General features: G+C 67.4%; 17 protein-coding genes and 1 pseudogene. 6 read left to right on the top strand and 12 right to left on the bottom strand.

Going from position 1 to position 16,870, the window contains the following annotated elements:
* Nucleotides 1-147: 147 nt before the first annotated feature.
* The gene (locus tag QUE68_RS01895) at nucleotides 148-666 is read right to left on the bottom strand and encodes a tRNA adenosine deaminase-associated protein (RefSeq protein WP_284224252.1); all 519 of its coding nucleotides are present in this window, start codon (nucleotides 664-666) and stop codon (nucleotides 148-150) included.
* A 102-nt stretch (nucleotides 667-768) separates the two neighbouring features.
* Here QUE68_RS01895 and QUE68_RS01890 point away from each other — a divergent pair, with 102 nt between their 5' ends.
* Nucleotides 769-1,713, top strand: a complete 945-nt coding sequence (locus tag QUE68_RS01890) for a prephenate dehydrogenase (RefSeq protein WP_286275985.1) — start codon at nucleotides 769-771, stop codon at nucleotides 1,711-1,713.
* Here the strand turns inward: QUE68_RS01890 and QUE68_RS01885 are convergent.
* From QUE68_RS01885 to QUE68_RS01865, 5 genes are read right to left on the bottom strand one after another with little or no spacing between them, the layout of a single operon-like run.
* Nucleotides 1,676-2,284, bottom strand: a complete 609-nt coding sequence (locus QUE68_RS01885) for a putative glycolipid-binding domain-containing protein (RefSeq protein ID WP_286275068.1) — start codon at nucleotides 2,282-2,284, stop codon at nucleotides 1,676-1,678. The genes QUE68_RS01890 and QUE68_RS01885 overlap by 38 nt on opposite strands.
* Nucleotides 2,281-3,066, bottom strand: coding sequence for an ABC transporter permease (locus QUE68_RS01880; protein ID WP_286275067.1), 786 nt, complete (start codon nucleotides 3,064-3,066; stop codon nucleotides 2,281-2,283). The genes QUE68_RS01885 and QUE68_RS01880 overlap by 4 nt, the downstream gene beginning before the upstream one ends.
* Nucleotides 3,063-3,722 carry an ABC transporter permease gene (locus tag QUE68_RS01875; protein ID WP_286275066.1) on the bottom strand — a complete coding sequence of 220 codons (660 nt, stop codon included), beginning with the start codon at nucleotides 3,720-3,722 and terminating at the stop codon, nucleotides 3,063-3,065. The genes QUE68_RS01880 and QUE68_RS01875 overlap by 4 nt, the downstream gene beginning before the upstream one ends.
* Nucleotides 3,722-4,822, bottom strand: coding sequence for an ABC transporter ATP-binding protein (locus tag QUE68_RS01870; RefSeq protein ID WP_286275984.1), 1,101 nt, complete (start codon nucleotides 4,820-4,822; stop codon nucleotides 3,722-3,724). Before QUE68_RS01870 ends, QUE68_RS01875 begins: the two co-directional genes overlap by 1 nt.
* A 37-nt stretch (nucleotides 4,823-4,859) precedes the next feature.
* Nucleotides 4,860-5,744, bottom strand: a complete 885-nt coding sequence (locus QUE68_RS01865) for an ABC transporter substrate-binding protein (protein ID WP_284234660.1) — start codon at nucleotides 5,742-5,744, stop codon at nucleotides 4,860-4,862.
* Between the two features lie 219 nt (nucleotides 5,745-5,963).
* Here QUE68_RS01865 and QUE68_RS01860 point away from each other — a divergent pair, with 219 nt between their 5' ends.
* Complete coding sequence (locus QUE68_RS01860) at nucleotides 5,964-6,344, top strand: LapA family protein (RefSeq protein WP_284224248.1); 381 nt, start codon at nucleotides 5,964-5,966, stop codon at nucleotides 6,342-6,344.
* Here the strand turns inward: QUE68_RS01860 and QUE68_RS01855 are convergent.
* Both QUE68_RS01855 and QUE68_RS01850 read right to left on the bottom strand, forming a co-directional pair.
* Complete coding sequence (locus QUE68_RS01855; protein WP_286275065.1) at nucleotides 6,337-7,371, bottom strand: phosphotransferase family protein; 1,035 nt, start codon at nucleotides 7,369-7,371, stop codon at nucleotides 6,337-6,339. The genes QUE68_RS01860 and QUE68_RS01855 overlap by 8 nt on opposite strands.
* A 9-nt stretch (nucleotides 7,372-7,380) precedes the next feature.
* Complete coding sequence (locus QUE68_RS01850) at nucleotides 7,381-7,980, bottom strand: histidine phosphatase family protein (protein WP_286275064.1); 600 nt, start codon at nucleotides 7,978-7,980, stop codon at nucleotides 7,381-7,383.
* A gap of 18 nt (nucleotides 7,981-7,998) precedes the next feature.
* Here QUE68_RS01850 and QUE68_RS01845 point away from each other — a divergent pair.
* A pseudogene (locus QUE68_RS01845) lies at nucleotides 7,999-9,077 on the top strand (zinc-binding metallopeptidase family protein).
* A 1-nt stretch (nucleotide 9,078) separates the two neighbouring features.
* Nucleotides 9,079-9,840: an SDR family NAD(P)-dependent oxidoreductase gene (locus QUE68_RS01840; RefSeq protein WP_284232324.1), complete on the top strand. Its 762-nt coding sequence runs from the start codon at nucleotides 9,079-9,081 to the stop codon at nucleotides 9,838-9,840.
* 62 nt (nucleotides 9,841-9,902) lie between these two features.
* Here QUE68_RS01840 and QUE68_RS01835 read toward each other — a convergent pair whose 3' ends face one another.
* Nucleotides 9,903-11,780, bottom strand: a complete 1,878-nt coding sequence (locus tag QUE68_RS01835) for an alkyl/aryl-sulfatase (RefSeq protein WP_284224243.1) — start codon at nucleotides 11,778-11,780, stop codon at nucleotides 9,903-9,905.
* 70 nt (nucleotides 11,781-11,850) lie between these two features.
* Between QUE68_RS01835 and QUE68_RS01830 the strand changes: the two genes are divergently transcribed.
* Nucleotides 11,851-13,170, top strand: a complete 1,320-nt coding sequence (locus tag QUE68_RS01830) for an APC family permease (RefSeq protein WP_286275063.1) — start codon at nucleotides 11,851-11,853, stop codon at nucleotides 13,168-13,170.
* Here the strand turns inward: QUE68_RS01830 and QUE68_RS01825 are convergent.
* Both QUE68_RS01825 and QUE68_RS01820 read right to left on the bottom strand, forming a co-directional pair.
* A complete protein-coding gene (locus tag QUE68_RS01825) occupies nucleotides 13,167-13,505 on the bottom strand; it encodes an MmcQ/YjbR family DNA-binding protein (RefSeq protein WP_284230590.1) in 339 nt (112 codons plus the stop codon). The two genes, QUE68_RS01830 and QUE68_RS01825, sit on opposite strands and share 4 nt — an antisense overlap.
* Before the next feature lie 46 nt (nucleotides 13,506-13,551).
* Complete coding sequence (locus tag QUE68_RS01820) at nucleotides 13,552-14,043, bottom strand: metallophosphoesterase family protein (protein WP_286275062.1); 492 nt, start codon at nucleotides 14,041-14,043, stop codon at nucleotides 13,552-13,554.
* A 113-nt stretch (nucleotides 14,044-14,156) separates the two neighbouring features.
* On the opposite strand from QUE68_RS01820, the gene QUE68_RS01815 reads away from it, so the two are divergent.
* The gene (locus QUE68_RS01815; protein ID WP_284224240.1) at nucleotides 14,157-16,505 is read left to right on the top strand and encodes a putative bifunctional diguanylate cyclase/phosphodiesterase; all 2,349 of its coding nucleotides are present in this window, start codon (nucleotides 14,157-14,159) and stop codon (nucleotides 16,503-16,505) included.
* Here the strand turns inward: QUE68_RS01815 and QUE68_RS01810 are convergent.
* Entirely contained in the window at nucleotides 16,468-16,860 is a 393-nt protein-coding gene (locus QUE68_RS01810; protein ID WP_284224239.1) for a nuclear transport factor 2 family protein, read from the bottom strand. The genes QUE68_RS01815 and QUE68_RS01810 overlap by 38 nt on opposite strands.
* Nucleotides 16,861-16,870: the final 10 nt, after the last annotated feature.

The raw sequence follows: 16,870 nt of genomic DNA, 5'->3' as shown, positions 1-16,870 counted from the left end.
AATGTTCCTCGCGCAAGCGCTCGTCCCCATCAATGTTCCTTGCGCAAGCGCTCGTCCCCATCAATGTTCCTTGCGCAAGCGCTCGTCCCCATCAATGTTCCTCGCGCAAGCGCTCGTCCCCATCAATGTTCCTCGCGCAAGCGCTCGTCAGCGGTCCAGTTTGTCGAGCAGCGCCGACATCTCGTCTCCGAAGCCCATCTCCTGCGCGATCCGCGACAGCTGCTCGTCGGCGTAGTCGTCCTCGGAGAGGATGATGCTCAGCACGCCTTCGGACAGACCGATGTCAGACAGCACGCCGAGGTCGCCCTCTTCGAAGGGGTCTTCGTCCTCGAGGTCGTCGGGATCGATGTCGGCGTCGAGCCGCTCGAGCACCTGCCTGGCGATGTCGTAGTCCACGGCCGCCGTCGCATCCGACAGGAAGAGTCGCGCACCGGCCGGCGCGGGGCGCACGATCACGAAGAACTCGTCGTCGACGTCGAGCAGCCCGAAGACCGCCCCCGCGCTTCGCAGTTCCCGCAACTCGGTCTCCGCAGCGGCCAAGCTCGTCAACGCCTTGCCTTCCAAGGACGAACAGCGCCACTTGCCGTCCTCGCGAACGACTGCGACGCCGAATCCGTCCGGGAGATCTGCGGCCTGGTTCTGCGCCTGCGCTCGCTGTGCTCCCATGAAAGTCACGGTAGTCCCAGATCACGCGCTTTGACCAGCGATCACGATCACGCCCGACGCTGCGCGGTACGCGTGTGTCAACCTTGCTTGGTGGCAACTCAGGTGTGCGTACTGGGCCTTGGGCTCATTGGCGGGTCGCTCATGCGCGCCGCAAGGGCCGCGGGCCGCGAGGTGTTCGGCTACAACCGGTCGATCGACGGCGTGCAGGCTGCCCGCGTCGACGGGTTCGACGCCTCTGCGAGCCTCACCGAGGTGCTGGAGCGGGCCGCGGTGGTGAACGCGCTGATCGTGCTCGCCGTGCCGATGCCCGCGCTGCCCGGTTTGCTCGGCCACGTCCGGTCGACGGCGCCGCACTGTCCGCTCACGGATGTGACCAGCGTCAAAGTCGCTGTGCTGCAAGCAGTTCGGGAACACGATCTACTCGACCGCTTCGTCGGAGGTCACCCGATGACCGGGACCGCGCACTCCGGGTGGACCGCCGGTGACGACGAGCTGTTCGTCGGCGCGCCCTGGGTGCTCAGCGTCGATGACCACGTCGACGCGACGGTGTGGGCGGAGGTCATGCACCTGGCCCTGGACTGTGGGAGCTTCGTCGTGCCTGCCCGCGCCGATGAGCACGACGCGGCGGCCGCCGCCATCTCGCATCTACCGCACGTGCTCGCCGAAGCCCTGGCGGCCACGGCGGCCGACGTGCCGCTGGCCTTCTCCCTGGCTGCCGGCTCGTTCCGGGATGGCACCCGAGTCGCGGCCACCGCACCCGATCTGGTGCGCGCCATGTGCGAGGCGAACGCCGGCCCGCTGGGCACCGTGCTCGACCACGCCATCGGACTGCTGACGTCGGCCCGCGACGGCCTGGCCGCGACGGGTTCCGTCGCCGACCTCGTCACGGCGGGGCACGCGGCGCGGATGCGCTACGACGACTTCGAGCGGCCGCAGATCGACGGCGTCTCCCTCGGCGAGGACGGCTGGCGTGAGGAACTCGCCGCCGCCGGCCGCGCGGGCAGCGTGCTCAGATCCGCTCTGCGAGCCCGGGATAGTCGAGGATGAACCCGTCGGCGTCGACGGTGACGGTGGTCTCGGCGACCGGCGACTTCAGCTTTATCCCGGCACTCGGGTCGGGCGCTTCGCTGGAGTAGTCGATCGTCGCGGTCTCCACGGTCAGGTCTGGCAGGCGCACGTAGACCACGGGCAACGTGATCGACTCACCGCGCTCGTGCAGCCCCGTCCGGCGGATCGGCAGCGCATTGAAGAACGGGCTGTAGATCACGTCGACGTCGAGCGCGCCGTCGTGGGGTAGACGCATGCCCTGGTTCTGTTTGTCCTGAACCAGCCACATGTTCTCTTCGTCACGGGCGATGTTCAGCTGACGCTCCCGTTCGGCCAGCGTGACCGTCAGCGACAGCCGTTTGGTGGCACCGCCGTCATCGGTCACCAGGTCATACGACGCGCTGAACGCCGGATGGGTCGCCGTCGCCGCGGCCACGATCCGGCCATAGGCCTTGATCCGTTTCCCGGACAATTGCACTCGCACCGATTCCATCCGCGGAACGTCGTGCGCTCTCCACGTCAGGATGGCGGGCCATTGGTCTTGCGACTCAGAGCGGACTACTTCACTCATTCCCCTACCGTAGGCGAAGGTCCCCGTGCTTCGTAGCCGCCTCGGGAAAGGCCACCAGATCGTGACGTCGAACCGGATTCCAGGACGACCTCGTCACCGAGCAACGGCTGCGGCATCCTCCGCAGTCTGTCGGTGCCCGGCTCGGAGAGCCAGACCGCAAAAGCCAGCGCCGCGTCGAGCAGCAGGGCCAGTGCGGTCACGACGAGCGCACCCACCAGTGCGAGATAGAACTGGCGCACCTTGATGCCGTCGATCAGGTACCGGCCGAGACCGCCGAGGCTGGCATACGCGGCCACCGTGGCCGTCGCGACGATCTGCAGCGTCGCCGTCCGCACTCCGCCGAGGATCAGCGGCATGGCGTTGGGCACCTCGACACGCAGTAGGACCCGCGATTCCGTCATCCCCATCGATCTGGCGGCGTCGACCACCGCCCGGTCGACGTTTGCGATGCCCGAATAGGTGCCCGCAAGGATCGGCGGGATGCCGAGGAGCATCAGCGCCACCGTCGGCGGGATGAGGCCGAGGCCCCACAGCAGCACGCCGAGCAGCAACACACCAAGGGTCGGCAGGGCGCGCAGGGCGTTCACTCCACCGACGACGAGGAACGTCCCCCGGCCGGTGTGCCCGATGAGCATGCCGATCGGGATGGCGACGAGCGCCGAGAAGACCAAGGCGACGGCCGTGTACTGCAGGTGCTCGAGGATGCGCGCGGTCAGCCCCGCCGGCCCGGCCCAGTTCTCCGCCGTGAAGATGTACGCAAGCGCCTGATGCAGGAAGTTCATCGGGCGCCCGCCTTCACGCGGCGATCACTCTTCACCCACGGCGTGGCCAGTTTGCCGCCGAGCATGATCAGGGTGTCCACGACGATCGCCAGCAGGAAGATCGCGATGATGCCCGCGACGATCTGGTCGCTCTTGTCGGCCTGGTAGCCCTCGGTGAACCAGGTGCCCAGGCCGCCGATGCCGATCACCGAGCCCACCGACACCATCGAGATGTTGGTGACGGCCACGACGCGCAGACTCGCGACCAGCACGGGAATCGCCAGTGGCAGTTCGACTTTCAGGATCCTGGTCAAAGGTTTGTAGCCGACGGCCGTGGCGGCGTCGAGCACCGCGGGCGGGACCGCGTCGAGCGCTTCGGGGACCGCCCGCACCAGCAGCGCCACCGTGTACAGCGTCAGGGCGACGATGACGTTGGCCTCATCCAGGATGCGGGTGGGGATGATCAGCGGCAGCACCACGAACAACGCCAGCGACGGAATGGTGAAGATGATGCTCGCCACCACCGTGGTGAACCGTCTCAGCACCGTCGTGCGCTGTACCAGCGCGCCCAAGGGCACCGCGATCACGAGGCCGAGCACCAACGGCACCAGCGACAGCCACAGGTGGATCAGCGTCAGATCCCAGGCGTCGTCGAGGTGGGTGAGGAGGTACTGCACTAGGTGGTCTTCCGCGTGGCCCGCAGCGCCGCGATCACGTCATCGGCCTTGAGCCCGCCGATGACCTGCCGGCGGTCGTCCACGGCGACGCCGAGGCCAGCCGGCGAGGACAGCGCGGCATCGAGGGCCAACCGCATGGTCCCGTTCGGGAGGAACAGCGACCCACCCGCAATCGTGCTGTCGTACAACGACTTTCCTTGCCGGTGCAGACCCACGCCGTTGACGTCGATCCACGCGTACGGGGAACCGTCGGGTCTGGTCACCAGCGCCCAGTCCCCCGGGCCGAGCTCCAGCGCGTCGACGCCGGCCTCCTCCACCGTCCTGATGTCGTGCAGCGGCAGCCCCTGACCCGTCGAGAACTGCAGGCCCCGGTAGCCACGGTCGGCGCCGATGAAGCCGGCCACGAAGTCGTTGGCCGGGTTGGACAACAGACGCTGCGGCGCGTCGTACTGCTGCAGCGCTCCGCCGCGGCCGAACACCGCGACCTTCTCCCCGAGCTTCAGCGCTTCGTCGATGTCATGGGTGACGAAGACGATGGTCTTGCGCAGCTCCCCCTGCAACCGCAGGATCTCGGTCTGCAACTCCTCGCGGACCACCGGGTCGACGGCGCTGAACGGCTCATCCATCAGCAGGATCGGCGGATCGGCGGCCAGCGCACGGGCCACGCCGACGCGCTGCTGCTGACCGCCCGACAGCTGAGCGGGATACCGGTCGGCCAGCTTGGGGTCCAGTCCGACGCGCTCCATCACCCCGAGCGCCGCCTTGCGGGCGGAACGCCGCGATTCACCCTTCAACACGGGCACGGTGGCGATGTTGTCGATCACCTTGAGGTGCGGCATCAGCCCGGCGCTCTGGATGACGTAGCCGATGCCCAACCGCAGCTTGACCGGGTCGACCGCGGTGACGTCCTTGCCGTCGACGGTGAGGACGCCCGATGTCGGCTCGATCATCCGGTTGATCATCCGCATCGACGTGGTCTTGCCGCAGCCCGATGGGCCGACGAACACCGTCAGCGTGCCATCGGGCACTTCGAGGCTCAGGTCGTCCACGGCGACCGTGCCGTCCGGGTACTTCTTGGTGACGCCGTCGAACGTGATCATTGGCAACCCCCGCACCTGATGGTCTTCGCGCAAGCCTTCATCCGAGAGCCTTGTCGAAACCGTTGTCCCGTACCCACTTGCGGGCCGCCTCATCGGGGTCGACGCCGCTGTTGCCCGATGTCGCGGTGTTCATCTCGATGAGCGCCTCCGTCGTCAGCTTCGCCGATACGGCGTCGAGCACGGTCTTGAGTTGGTCCGACATCTTCTGCGACGCCACCAGCGGAACGACGTTGGCCGCGAGGAAGTTGTTCTTCGGGTCCTCCAGCACGACCAGGTCGTTCTGCGGGATGGCCTGCGACGTACTGAAGATGTCCGCTGCCGTCACCGTGCCGTCGACGAGGGCCCGCACGGTCGCCGGGCCGCCGCCGTCGCTGATCGACACGAAGTTGGCGGGGGCGATGTCCAACCCGTACTTGGCCTTCAGACCGGGCAGGCCCTCGGCCCGGCTCTGAAACTCCGACGGCCCACCGAACTTCACCTCGGCGGAGTGGGCCGCCAGGTCGCCGATGGTCTTGAGGTTCCACTTCTCGGCGGTGGCCCTGGTGACCGCCACGGTGTCCTGATCGTTCGCCGGGGACGGCGTAAGAATCGAAAGGTCGCCTGGCAGAGCCTGATACAGCGCCAACTCGACGGACTCGGGGTCGGTGGCCTTGGTGTCCTTGTCGAAGTACTGCAGCAGGTTGCCGGTGTACTCCGGGATCAGGTCGATCGAATGATCCTTCACCGCAGGCACATAGGTCTCGCGGCTGCCGATGCCGAACTGCCGCCGCACGTCGAACCCGTTGGCCTCCAACGCCTGCGCGTAGATCTCGGCGATGATCTTCGATTCGGTGAAGTCCGCCGAGCCCACGGCGATCGACTTCAGGTCACCGGAGACCTCGCCGCCGCCCAGCGGGTTGGAACTCCCGCATGCCGCGGTCATCAGGGCGAGGACTGCCACGAGTACGGCCAGTCTGCTTCTGCGCTTGGATCGTCGTGCGGGGGTCACGGGGAGTCCTTTCGGCGTCATCTGCCTCGTGCGAGGTTAACCAGGTTGCCATGATGTCGCTTGGGTTTAGCTCCGGCTGAGTCGCCGACGACGAACTGGTGTCTCCTGGCGATACACGTTTGATTCGGAGCGGAAAGGGGCAAGGATGAGGCGATGAGTACCGACCCGCAGTTTTCGCCCGCCGATTCGAGCCGTCCCGGCCCGCTGGATCCACGCGTGCCCGAGCCGTCGGTGGTCGACACCTCGGTACCGTCGCCGCCGCCGGAGAATGCCGTGCACTTCACCAGGGCCGCCGCCCTCTGGTCGGCGCTGATCGTCGGCTTCCTGGTGCTGATCGTGCTGCTGATCTTCATCGCGCAGAACACCGATCCGGGCACCTTCCACTTCCTGGGCTGGTCCTGGAGCCTGCCGCTCGGCGTCGCTCTCCTGGCGGCCGCCGTGCTCGGCGGGCTCATCACCACGTTGGCCGGCGTCGTCCGCATCGTGCAACTGCGGCGCGCCGCCAAGAAGAACTACAAGGCCGCCCTCAGATAGAGCGGAGCTCGGTCAGGCCCGCCGCGACCAGGGGCCCGACGGCCTGGCCTACCTTGTCGCCGTACTCGGATCCGCCCCCCATCCGGTCCCGAAACTGAATGCCCGCCGCGATGATGGCCAGCTTGAAGTACGCCAGCGCCATGTAGAACTCCCAATGGTCCAACGGCTGCCCGGCCGCCGTCGAATACCGTTGGGCGAGTTCATCGGCCGACGGAATCTGCGGTGACGACCAGGCGGCATTCGCGTGCACCATGTCGAACATCGGATGGCGGTAGACGCACATCAGCGCGGCGTCGCTGAGCGGATCGCCGAGCGTCGACATCTCCCAGTCGAGCACCGCGCGCACCTTGGTCGCGTCCTCCGCGTCGAGCATCGTGTTGTCGATGCGGTAGTCCCCGTGCACGATCGACGTCCGGCTCTGCGGCGGAAGCGCCTCCCCGAGCGCCGTGTGCAGACGCCGGACGTCCGCGTCGCGTGGGTCGTCCTCCGTTCGCACCAGATCCCACTGCCCACCCCAGCGCCGCACCTGGCGCTCGAGGTACCCGGTCGGCTTGCCGAAGTCGCCGAGTCCCACGGCGTCGGGATCCAGGGCGTGCAGATCGGCCAGCACCTTGATGAGGGCGTCGACACAGGCGTCGATGATGTTCTGGTCACCGAGGGCAATCAATTCCTCCGAGTAGCGCACCACCCGGCCGGGCACGAAGTCGACCATCTGGAACGGCGCTCCGAGCACCGAGTCGTCATTGCGCATCGTCACGGCGTGGGCGACGGGCACCGGTGTGTCCTCGAGCGCCGCCACGACCTTGTACTCACGGGCCATGTCATGGGCGGACGGCGTCAAGCCATGCAGCGGGGGCCGGCGAAGTACCCACTTGGAGACGTCGTCGAACACCAGGAACGTCAGGTTGGACCGGCCGCCGGCGATGAGTTCGCCGTGGAGGTCACCGTGGCGGGGGATGTCGATCGAGCGCAGGTGTCGATCCAGCGCATCGAGGTCGAGTCCGGCCAAGCTCGAAGCATTCGTCACCGGACTTGTCTACCATCGCTGATTTCGCGGCAGCAGATCCCATACGTGCTCGGTCCCGTTCACCGATGCGACCCCCAGGCCACCCCCGCGGGACCTCAACAGACGCGTCACGCCCGCGTAGTCCACCTGCACGCACAGCAGCCGTTCGGTCTTCATGATGCTGTGCACCATCGCATTGATGACCCCTCCGTGGCTGAACACCACAACGGTCTCGTCGTGACCGGCGGCCTCGACCACGTCGTCGATCCCCGCCCGGACCCTGGCTATGAAGGCGTCCTCGTCCACCTCGCCCGGCAGATGGCCGCTGATGAGGCGCTTCACGTCGTCCTCGGAGGCCTCCTCGATCGGCGTGTAGTGCGAGAGGCCGTGGTCGTACTCGGCCAATCGCTCGTCGACGTCGATCGGCAGGCCCAACGCGTCGGCCACCGGCTGACCCGTCTGGACGGCCCGGCGTTGGGGACTGCTGACGAGCCTGCTGATGGGGAATCGCTTGAGCGCGTCGGGCAGGCGCCCGGCCTGTTCGATCCCCTCGGCGGACAGGTCGGGATCGGACCCCTGACCGGGCTCGCTGCGGAGCGGTAGCGCATGTCGGACCAATAGCAGTTGCACCGTGACACCATATGGCTCGTGCGCGCCTTCGCTTGTCCCGCGTGCAGGGAGTTCACCGCGTTCGACGCCGACCGGTGCGCGAACTGCCAGACGCCGTTGGGCTTCCACCTGCCGACCACGTCGATGGTGGCCGTCGCGGACGGGACCGTGCCGGTCGACGGTCAGCAGTGGGTGCGGTGCACCCAACACCAGACGCTCGGCTGCAACTGGCTGGCACCGGCCGAGCACGACGAGTTCAAGGCGCGCGGCCGCTGCCTGGCGGCTCCTTGATCCGACGCGAACCCGCGGCCGACGACACCCTCGCCCGCGAGAAGCTGGTGCCCACCGCGGCGGCGCTGCGCCGGCTGGTCTATCAGCTCGTCGACCTCGGCCTACCCATCGACCCATTCTGGCGGCGCGAGGGCGGCCTGGCATTCGACCTGCTGTCGAGCTACACGACCGGCGCGAAGGTCATCATCGGGCACGCGGGCGGCGTCGTCACCATCGACGTCGTGGAGTCGCTGGACGACTACCGCGAATCGTTGCGCGTTCGCCTTGGCGAGCCGTACCGCACCATGCTCGGCCACTTCCGACACGAAGTGGGCCATTACTACCAGAACATCCTCGTCGAAACCGGTTCTGGCGCAAAGGAATACCTCGCGGATTGCCGGGCACTGTTCGGTGACGAGCGGGTGAGCTACTCCGATGCCATCGCCCGGCACTATCGGTCGGGCGCGCCCGCCAACTGGGATGAATCGTTCATCTCCGAGTACGCGACCATGCATCCGTGGGAGGACTTCGCCGAGTGCTTCGCCCACTATCTGCACATCGCCGACACCATGGATACCAGCCGTGAGGCAGGCATGGTCCTGCTCGCCGGTCGGGTTCGCTTCGCGGCGCCCGGCGACATCATCCCGCTCGACGGCTACACCGACCAACCCGTCGAGCGGATGTTGTCCGACTGGCACTGGATGTCGCTGTTCTTCAACCGCGTCAACACCGCGATGGGCAGGGATCCCCTGTATCCGTTCGAGATTCCGCCCGCGGTCGTCGCCAAGCTCGGCTTCGTCCACGAGGTGATCCGCCAGACGGCCCTCGCCGAACCCAGAAAGGCCTGAGATGGGATATGCCGACGAACTGTTCGACCTGACCGATCGCGTGGTGCTCGTCACCGGTGGTAGCCGCGGGTTGGGACGCGAAATCGCCTTCACCGCAGCCAGATCCGGTGCCAACGTCGTCATCGCCAGCCGTGATCTGGGATCCTGCGTCATGACGGCCGAGGAGATCTCCGCCTCGACGGGCCGGGCCGCGTTCCCGTACCAGGTTCACGTCGGGCGGTGGGACCAGCTCGACGGGCTCGTCGACGCCACCTACGACCGGTTCGGCAAGCTCGACGTGCTCGTCAACAACGCGGGCATGTCACCGCTGTACGAGTCGCTGACGTCGGTGAGCGAGAAGCTGTTCGACTCCGTGCTGAACCTGAACTTGAAGGGCCCTTTTCGGCTGACGGCGCTGGTCGGCGAGCGCATGGTGGCGGACGGCGGCGGGTCGATCATCAACGTCAGCACCAGCGGTTCGCGGCGCCCCGACGGGCACATGCTGCCGTACGCGGCGTCGAAGGCAGGGCTCAACGCGCTGACCGAGGGTTTCGCGCAGGCGTACGGTCCGACCGTGCGGGTGAACACCCTCATGCCGGGCCCGTTCCTGACCGACGTCAGCAAGTCGTGGGACATCGACGCCGTCGAGGCCGGTGTGCAGGGCTTCGCGCTCAAGCGTCTTGGCAAGCCGCCCGAGATCATCGGTGCCGCAATGTTCTTGATGTCGGACGCGTCCAGCTACACCAGCGGATCGATCATCAGGGCCGACGGCGGCATGCCCTAGCCACCCGCGCGATTTGTGCACCGGCACCCGCGGTGAGCGCGGGCGCGGGTGCACAAATCGCGCTAGGGGGTGACGATGTTGAAGGCCGGGTCCGGCTTGTCGAGCACCTCGAGGAGCGACGCCATCGCCGTGGCGTCACCTGCGGTGTCCACACCCGGCGACGTGGTGTCCCCAGTGGCGAACATCAACAGCCGCAACTTGTTCGCGACGGTGACCGTCGACGTCGCGGTTGCGGGGTCGGCAGGCACGCAGCGGTAGACCAGCACCCCGTTGCGTAGCGTCAGCCGGTAGTTGGCGGCCACGTCGGCGAACGTCACGTCGATGGCGAGGTCGAGATCCCAGGCGCGTGGCCCGTTGATGCTGATCGCGAAGCTATCGAACATCTGCTCCGGTGTCAGCTGCGACACCAGCGACAACGACGTCGTTTGCACGGGGGTGCCGAAGTTGCCCTCCCGCAGCTCGGTCGCACCGGCGAGGAAGAAGTTGCGCCATGTCGCGTTCTCCGCGCCGTACGCCATCTGCTCCAGCGTGTCAGCGTACAGTTGCCTAGCGCCCGGGTGGTTTTCGTCGGTGAAGATCGCGTGATCGAGTAGCGTTGCCGCCCAACGGAAGTCACCGCCGTCGAAGGCCGTCTTGGCGATGGCGACCACGTTGTCGATCCCGCCCATGGCCTCGACGTACCGCGGCCCGATCGCCTCCGGCGGGTGCTGCCACAACCGCGCCGGGTTGCCGTCGAACCACCCCATGTAGCGCTGGTAGACCGCCTTCACGTTGTGGCTGACCGACCCGTAGTACCCGTGCGTATGCCACGCCGCGTGCAGCGCGGGCGGCATCTCGAACGTCTCGGCGATCTCGATGCCCGTGTACCCCTGATTGATCTGCCGCAGCGTCTGGTCGTGCAGGTACGCGTACAGATCACGCTGCAGGCCAAGGTATTCGACGATGCGCTCCTCACCCCAGGTCGGCCAGTGGTGCGAGGCGAACACCACGTCGGTCCGGTCGGCGAACTTGTCGATCGCCTCGGTGAGGTACCCCGACCACGCGTGCGGATCGCGCACCAGGGCACCGCGCAGCGTCAGCAGGTTGTGCAGGTTGTGGGTCGCGTTCTCGGCCATGCACAGCGCCCGGTACCGCGGGAAGTAGAAGTGCATCTCGGCGGGCGCCTCGGTACCGGGAGCCATCTGGAATTCGATGTCCACGCCGTCGACGGTGTACGTCTCGCCGGTCGTGGCGATGTCGACCGTCGGCACGATGATGGCGACCTCACCCGTCGAGGGGGTCTGCCCGAGGCCGCAGCCGACTTGCCCTTGCGGCCCGCGGGCGAGGACGGTGCCGTACATGTAGGCCGCCCGCCTGGTCATCGCGGTGCCCGCATAGACGTTCTCCTGCACCGCATGTTCGATGAAGCCCTCGGGAGCGATCACCGCCACCTTGCCGGCGTCGACGTCGGCCTGCGTCGTGACGCCGAGCACGCCGCCGAAGTGATCGACGTGACTGTGGGTATAGATGACTGCGGTCACCGCACGGTCCCCGCGGTGTGCACGGTAGAGGCTCAACGCCGCGGCGGCCGTCTCGGTCGACACCAGCGGGTCGATGACGATCACGCCGGTGTCGCCCTCGATGAAGCTGACGTTGGACAGGTCGAGTCCGCGGACCTGATAGACGCCCTCGACCACCTCGTAGAGCCCCTGCTTGGCTGCCAGCGTCGACTGCCGCCACAGGCTGGGATGCACCGACGTGGGCGCGTCACCGGTGAGGAACCCATAGGCGTCGTTGTCCCACACGACCCGCCCGTCGGCGGCCTTCACCACGCACGGTTGGAGTGCCGCGATGAATCCGCGGTCGGCGTCGGCGAAGTCGCGGGTGTCGGCGAACGGGAACCCGACGAGGTGCTCGGCGTGGGCTGACTCGATGACGGCGGTGGGAGGCTTCTGATCCATGTCGTGAGCGTGCCACCCGGGCACCGCAATCGGGGCGGATCGACGCGACTCAGGTGCTTCACTGTGTGACATGGCCGACACCGCAGGCAAGGGCGCGATCACCTTGTTGGGCGCGACCGCGATCGGCGTCGGCGGAATGATGGGCGCCGGGCTGTACACGCTGCTCGGTCTGGCGTCGACGACGGCGGGAGTGTGGCTGCCCGTCGCGTTCCTCGTCGGCGGAGTCGTGTCGATGTTCAGCGTGTATTCCTATGCCAAGCTCGGCGCGAAGTACCCCAGCCGCGGTGGCGCCGCCCAGTTCCTCATCCGCTGCTTCGGGGACGGCCTGATCGCGGGCGGGCTCAACGTATTTCAGTTCCTCGGCTGGATCATCGCGATGGCACTGTACTGCGCGGGCTTCGCCGGCTACGTCCGTGCGCTCCTGCCGTGGGAGACACCGGACTGGTCGGGCAAGGTCATCGGCCTCGTACTGATCGTCTCGATAGTGCTGATCAACATGGTCGGCTCCAAACTGGTCGGTCGGTCCGAACTATTCGTCGTGACAATCGAATTGGCGATCCTCGCCGTGTTCGCGGTGTTCGGATTCATGAAGGCGGATCCGGCGCGCCTGTCGAACGACGGCGATCACCACTGGCTGGGCATCCTCTTCGCGGCCGGTCTGCTGTACGTCACGTACGAGGGTTTCGGCGTGGTCACCAACTCGGCGGGCGACATGCGCGATCCCGCAAAGGAGTTGCCACGGGCCATGTTCGCCGCCCTCGGCATCGTGGTGGTGGTCTACGTGCTGATCAGCACCATCGTGGTGATGACGCTCAGCCTGCCCGCGATGGACGCCGCGCAGGGGCACGTGTTGTCCGAAGCGGGTGCCGCAGCGCTGGGCCACGTCGGGTTCGTCGTCATCGGCGTCGCCGCGCTGCTGGCCACCGCCTCCGGGGTGAACGCGACGATGTTCGGCGACGCCAATCTGGCCTACGTGGTCGCCACCTCAGGGGAGCTGCCAAAGGACTTCACGCGTGGAGTCTGGCGCGGAGGCAACGTCGGTCTGCTCGTCGCGGCGGTGTTGACGGCGCTGTTCGTGGCGTTCTTCCCCCTGGCCGCCGTGGGTTCGATGGCGAGCCTGGCCTTCCTGATCGTCTACGGCACCGTCAGCGCGGGCCACCTGCGGGTCTACCGCGACACCGGCGCCAAGCGGTGGCTGCTGGTGCTCGCCGTCGTGCTGAACGTGGCCCTGTTCCTCCTACTGCTGGGGTACACGATCCACACCGGGCCAGCGAGCACGTGGCTGACCCTCTTGGCGGTACTGGCACTGAGCTTCGTGTTCGAGGCCGTCTACCGCAGGCGGACCGGCCGGTCGCTGAAATTGGAGACCTCGCCGGAACGCGCCACCTAGCCCTGGGCGTCCAGCCACCGTCGGGCCCGCCGCGTGGACGCTTGGGACAACCACGCGTCCTGTATCAACTCCTGCAATTCGACGACGCCAACTCGATGCAGTTCGCTTGCGCGCACCAGGACCGACGGGTGCCCGTCGAAGTGGGGCGTGGTGAAGAACGGCGAGTCGGCGTCCTGCACCAACGCCTCCTTGTCCGCCTCGGACTCCACCCAGATGACGATGACGTCGGGGTAGGGCGCGTCGCGACGCTGGGTGCGGAAGAACACGAACGACTTGGACCCGACCTGGTACACCGGATTGCTCTTCGGTCCCTGGATGCACGTGACGTGCGGCATGGCCGCGGCGATGCGGTGGACGTCGGCCTCCGTCGCCGGTCGGTCGTCAGACACGATGCAGTTCGACGCCGGAGAGCGCCGAGCCGGCCACCGTCGCCGTCATGTAGGTGCAGAACGGTTGCCTGCGCCGGTCGGTCGGCGACCCGGGATTCAACAGCCGAAGGCCCGTCGGCGCGGTGGTGTCCCACGGAATGTGGCTGTGGCCGAACACCAGGACGTCGACGTCGGGATACAGCTTGGCCATCCGCTGATCCCGGCCCCCGGAGGCGCCCGTCTCGTGCACCACGGTGAACCGCACGCCCTCGAGCTCGACGTCGGCCCGTTCGGGTAGCCGTCGCCGCAGTTCCTCGCCGTCGTTGTTACCCCAGCAGCCCACCAGCCGCTTGGCCCTGGCCTGCAAATCGTCCAGAAGGGCCGGTACCACCCAGTCGCCGGCGTGGAACACCACGTCGACCCGCGCTACCTGCTCCCACACCGACGCGGGCAAATCGCGGGCCCGCTTCGGCAGGTGGGTGTCGGTGATCAACAACAACTCCACCCCCGAAACGCTAGCCGCTCGTGTCGAAATGTAGGCATCTCGTTGCTGAGACTCGAGCGGGGCGTGCGACGTAAGCTGTCCGCGTCCGTTGGGGCGGATCACCGGGAGGGCCCATGGCGACCTCGTTGCGCACCTTGGTGATCGCGGTGGCCACCGCCCTGCTCGTCGTGTTCGCCGCATGGCAACTGGCGGGGTGGGGTGGCCCCGAGACGGGGTACCGCGTTGGTCTCGTCGGGCTGGTTCTCAGCGGCGCCTTCGCGACCGGGTGCGCCCTGTCCGCGGTGTTCCGCACGACTGGCCAGAACCGGGTCGCCTCGTCCTGCCTGGCGGTGGGGTCGGCCGGTTGGTTCACCGGTGCCGCGGCCAACCTGTACTTCCATCAGGCGGGGCGCACCTCGGCGCACGCCGTGACGATCTTCGGGGCGACCTTCCTACTGCTCCCGCTCAGCGTGTGCGCGGCGGCGGTGCTGGTACCTCGCGGTGGCGTCCGGTACGGCGTGCGCCTGCTTCTGGACGGCGTCATCACGGCGACCTCGCTATTCGTCGTGTCCTGGGGTGTGGTGCTTCGCGATCTCTACGACGTCACGGACGACGCCCGGCACCCGTCGGTGCTCACGATCACCCACGTCTTCGCCGACGTCGCGATGATCACCATCGCGGTGATGTTCCTGGCGCGCTCGCGCGGCGGCGTCCGCGTCTCCTCGCTCCTCGCGACGGCTGGCATGCTGACGATCTCCGTCAGCGACGCCGCATTCCTCTACCTCAGTGCCACCGGTGACGGCACCTGGTCAGTGATCCACTTGGGCTGGGTGGGCGGCCTGTACCTCATCGCGCTGTGCGGTCTGGCCACGCCCGGCGCCCCGCCGGTGCACCCCCCTCCGGACCTTCGGGCCCCGACCTGGGTATCGCTCTGGCTGCCCTACCTACCCGTGCCCTTCGCCGTCGTCATCGGCGCCCGTGAGCTATACGCCGGTCCCAGCCCGCCCGTGCTGGTGGCGGGGCTCGTCGTCATATTCGCCGCCCTGACCCGGCAGTTCCTTCTCTTGGCGGAGAACCGCCGGCTGGTCGGCACCGTGGCAGAGATGGCCCTGCGCGACCCACTGACCGGTTTGGCCAACCGAGCCCTGTTCACCGACCGGCTGGCGCATGCGATGGCGCTCCGCGAGCGCAACGGGACACCGGTCGGGGTGCTGCTCGCCGACCTCGACGATTTCAAGCTGGTGAACGACGGCCTGGGTCATCCCGTTGGCGACGACGTGCTGCGCAGCGTCGCCGACCGCATCCAGGACAGCGTCCGCCGTGGCGACACCGTCGCCCGGGTCGGCGGCGACGAGTTCGGAATCCTCGTCGAGGACACTCCGGTGATCGTGGACGAGATCGCCGAACGCGTCGTGCGGGCCTTCGACGAGCCCTTCGTGATCGAGGACCGCTTGGTCTACATGCGGCTGAGCATCGGGCTGGCCACGGCCGCCGGCCACCTTGACGTATCCGCCGAGGAATTGTTCAAACGGGCCGACCTGGCCATGTACTCGGCCAAACGTGCGCATGTCGGCGCACGTGCCTTCACCCCCGACATGCGGCTGAACGTGACCGAACTGAACCTGCCCAGCCAGCCGACCAAGATCGGACGGCGTGGTGGCCTCGCGCGCATCCAGTTCCTCGGGGACCTGCGTCGGGCGATCGACGAACGCGAGCTCGATCTGGTGTACCAACCGATCTTCAGCCTGACGACGGGGGCGGCGGTCGGCGTCGAGGCGCTGATCCGCTGGCCCCATCCGGAGTTCGGCCTGCTCGAGCCCGCCGACTTCCTGCCGCTGGTTCGCGAGAACGGGTTGATGGAGGTGGTCACCGATCTGGTCCTCGACCGCGCCGTCGAGGATGCCACCGGGTGGCAGGCAGCGGGTATCGACCTACCCGTCGCGATCAACCTGTCCGCGCCGTCGCTGAACGACGAAGAGCTGCCCGCCCGCGTGTCGGCCACGCTCGCCGCGCGTGGAATGTCGCCGTCGTCTCTCACCGTCGAGATCACCGAGGATCTATTGATGTCCAGCGTGGTCCGGGCGCGGACCGTGCTGGACCGGCTGCGGGAGTCCGGGGTCCGCGTGGCCATCGACGACTTCGGCAGCGGCTACGCCGCGATGACCTACCTGCACGAACTACCCGTCGACGAGCTCAAGCTCGACCGGCAGTTCATCGCACCGATCCTGCACGACGAGCGGGCCGCCGCCATCGTCCGTTCCGTGCTCGAGCTCGCGCGCGACTTCGGGCTGACCAGCGTGGCGGAGGGAATCGAGAACGAGGCCACCGCCGAACTGCTGAAGTCCTTCGGTTGCGGCTTCGCCCAGGGCCACTACTTCAGCCCACCGGTTCCCGCCCAAGCGATTCGGCTCGGCGTCGGAATCCAGCCGCACGCCACGAGTCCGGTCACGCCGTCTGAAGCAACTCGGCCATCCTTGGCATGATCGCCTGCAACCCCTTGAAGGGTCGCATCATCACCTTGAACGACACGATCCGGTCGTCGTCGTTCCACGCGATCATGTCGATGCCGTTGACGTAGATTCCGTCTATCGTCGCAGCGAACTCGAGGACCGCCGAACGTTCGCCGTTCCACTCCTCGACGTAGTGGAAGTCGGTGCCGCCGAACATCTTCGCCGCGGCTAGCAGGTATGCCGCCGACTTGGCGCGACCCGCCTGGGGCGTGAAGACCGCAGGCGAGTAGAACACGCAGTCCTCGGCGAGGAGGCCGTCGAGGGCGGCGGGGTCGTGACCGCCGTCGATGAAGTGGTGCCAGCGCTCGATCACGGAGGATGTCATCATCCGCCCATCC

The sequence above is a fragment of the Mycolicibacterium sp. TUM20985 genome, from assembly GCF_030295745.1.
Lineage (GTDB): Bacteria > Actinomycetota > Actinomycetes > Mycobacteriales > Mycobacteriaceae > Mycobacterium.
This window is presented reverse-complemented; position numbering and strand designations above follow the sequence as displayed.

What these genes read in the sequence shown, in the direction of transcription:
- QUE68_RS01895 (WP_284224252.1), bottom strand. Translation starts at nt 666, where the DNA reads ATGGGAGCACAGCGAGCGCAGGCGCAGAACCAGGCCGCAGATCTCCCG.
- QUE68_RS01885 (WP_286275068.1), bottom strand. Translation starts at nt 2,284, where the DNA reads ATGAGTGAAGTAGTCCGCTCTGAGTCGCAAGACCAATGGCCCGCCATC.
- QUE68_RS01880 (WP_286275067.1), bottom strand. Translation starts at nt 3,066, where the DNA reads ATGAACTTCCTGCATCAGGCGCTTGCGTACATCTTCACGGCGGAGAAC.
- QUE68_RS01870 (WP_286275984.1), bottom strand. Translation starts at nt 4,822, where the DNA reads ATGATCACGTTCGACGGCGTCACCAAGAAGTACCCGGACGGCACGGTC.
- QUE68_RS01865 (WP_284234660.1), bottom strand. Translation starts at nt 5,744, where the DNA reads ATGACCGCGGCATGCGGGAGTTCCAACCCGCTGGGCGGCGGCGAGGTC.
- QUE68_RS01860 (WP_284224248.1), top strand. Translation starts at nt 5,964, where the DNA reads ATGAGTACCGACCCGCAGTTTTCGCCCGCCGATTCGAGCCGTCCCGGC.
- QUE68_RS01840 (WP_284232324.1), top strand. Translation starts at nt 9,079, where the DNA reads ATGGGATATGCCGACGAACTGTTCGACCTGACCGATCGCGTGGTGCTC.
- QUE68_RS01835 (WP_284224243.1), bottom strand. Translation starts at nt 11,780, where the DNA reads ATGGATCAGAAGCCTCCCACCGCCGTCATCGAGTCAGCCCACGCCGAG.
- QUE68_RS01830 (WP_286275063.1), top strand. Translation starts at nt 11,851, where the DNA reads ATGGCCGACACCGCAGGCAAGGGCGCGATCACCTTGTTGGGCGCGACC.
- QUE68_RS01825 (WP_284230590.1), bottom strand. Translation starts at nt 13,505, where the DNA reads ATGCCGCACGTCACGTGCATCCAGGGACCGAAGAGCAATCCGGTGTAC.
- QUE68_RS01815 (WP_284224240.1), top strand. Translation starts at nt 14,157, where the DNA reads ATGGCGACCTCGTTGCGCACCTTGGTGATCGCGGTGGCCACCGCCCTG.
- QUE68_RS01810 (WP_284224239.1), bottom strand. Translation starts at nt 16,860, where the DNA reads ATGATGACATCCTCCGTGATCGAGCGCTGGCACCACTTCATCGACGGC.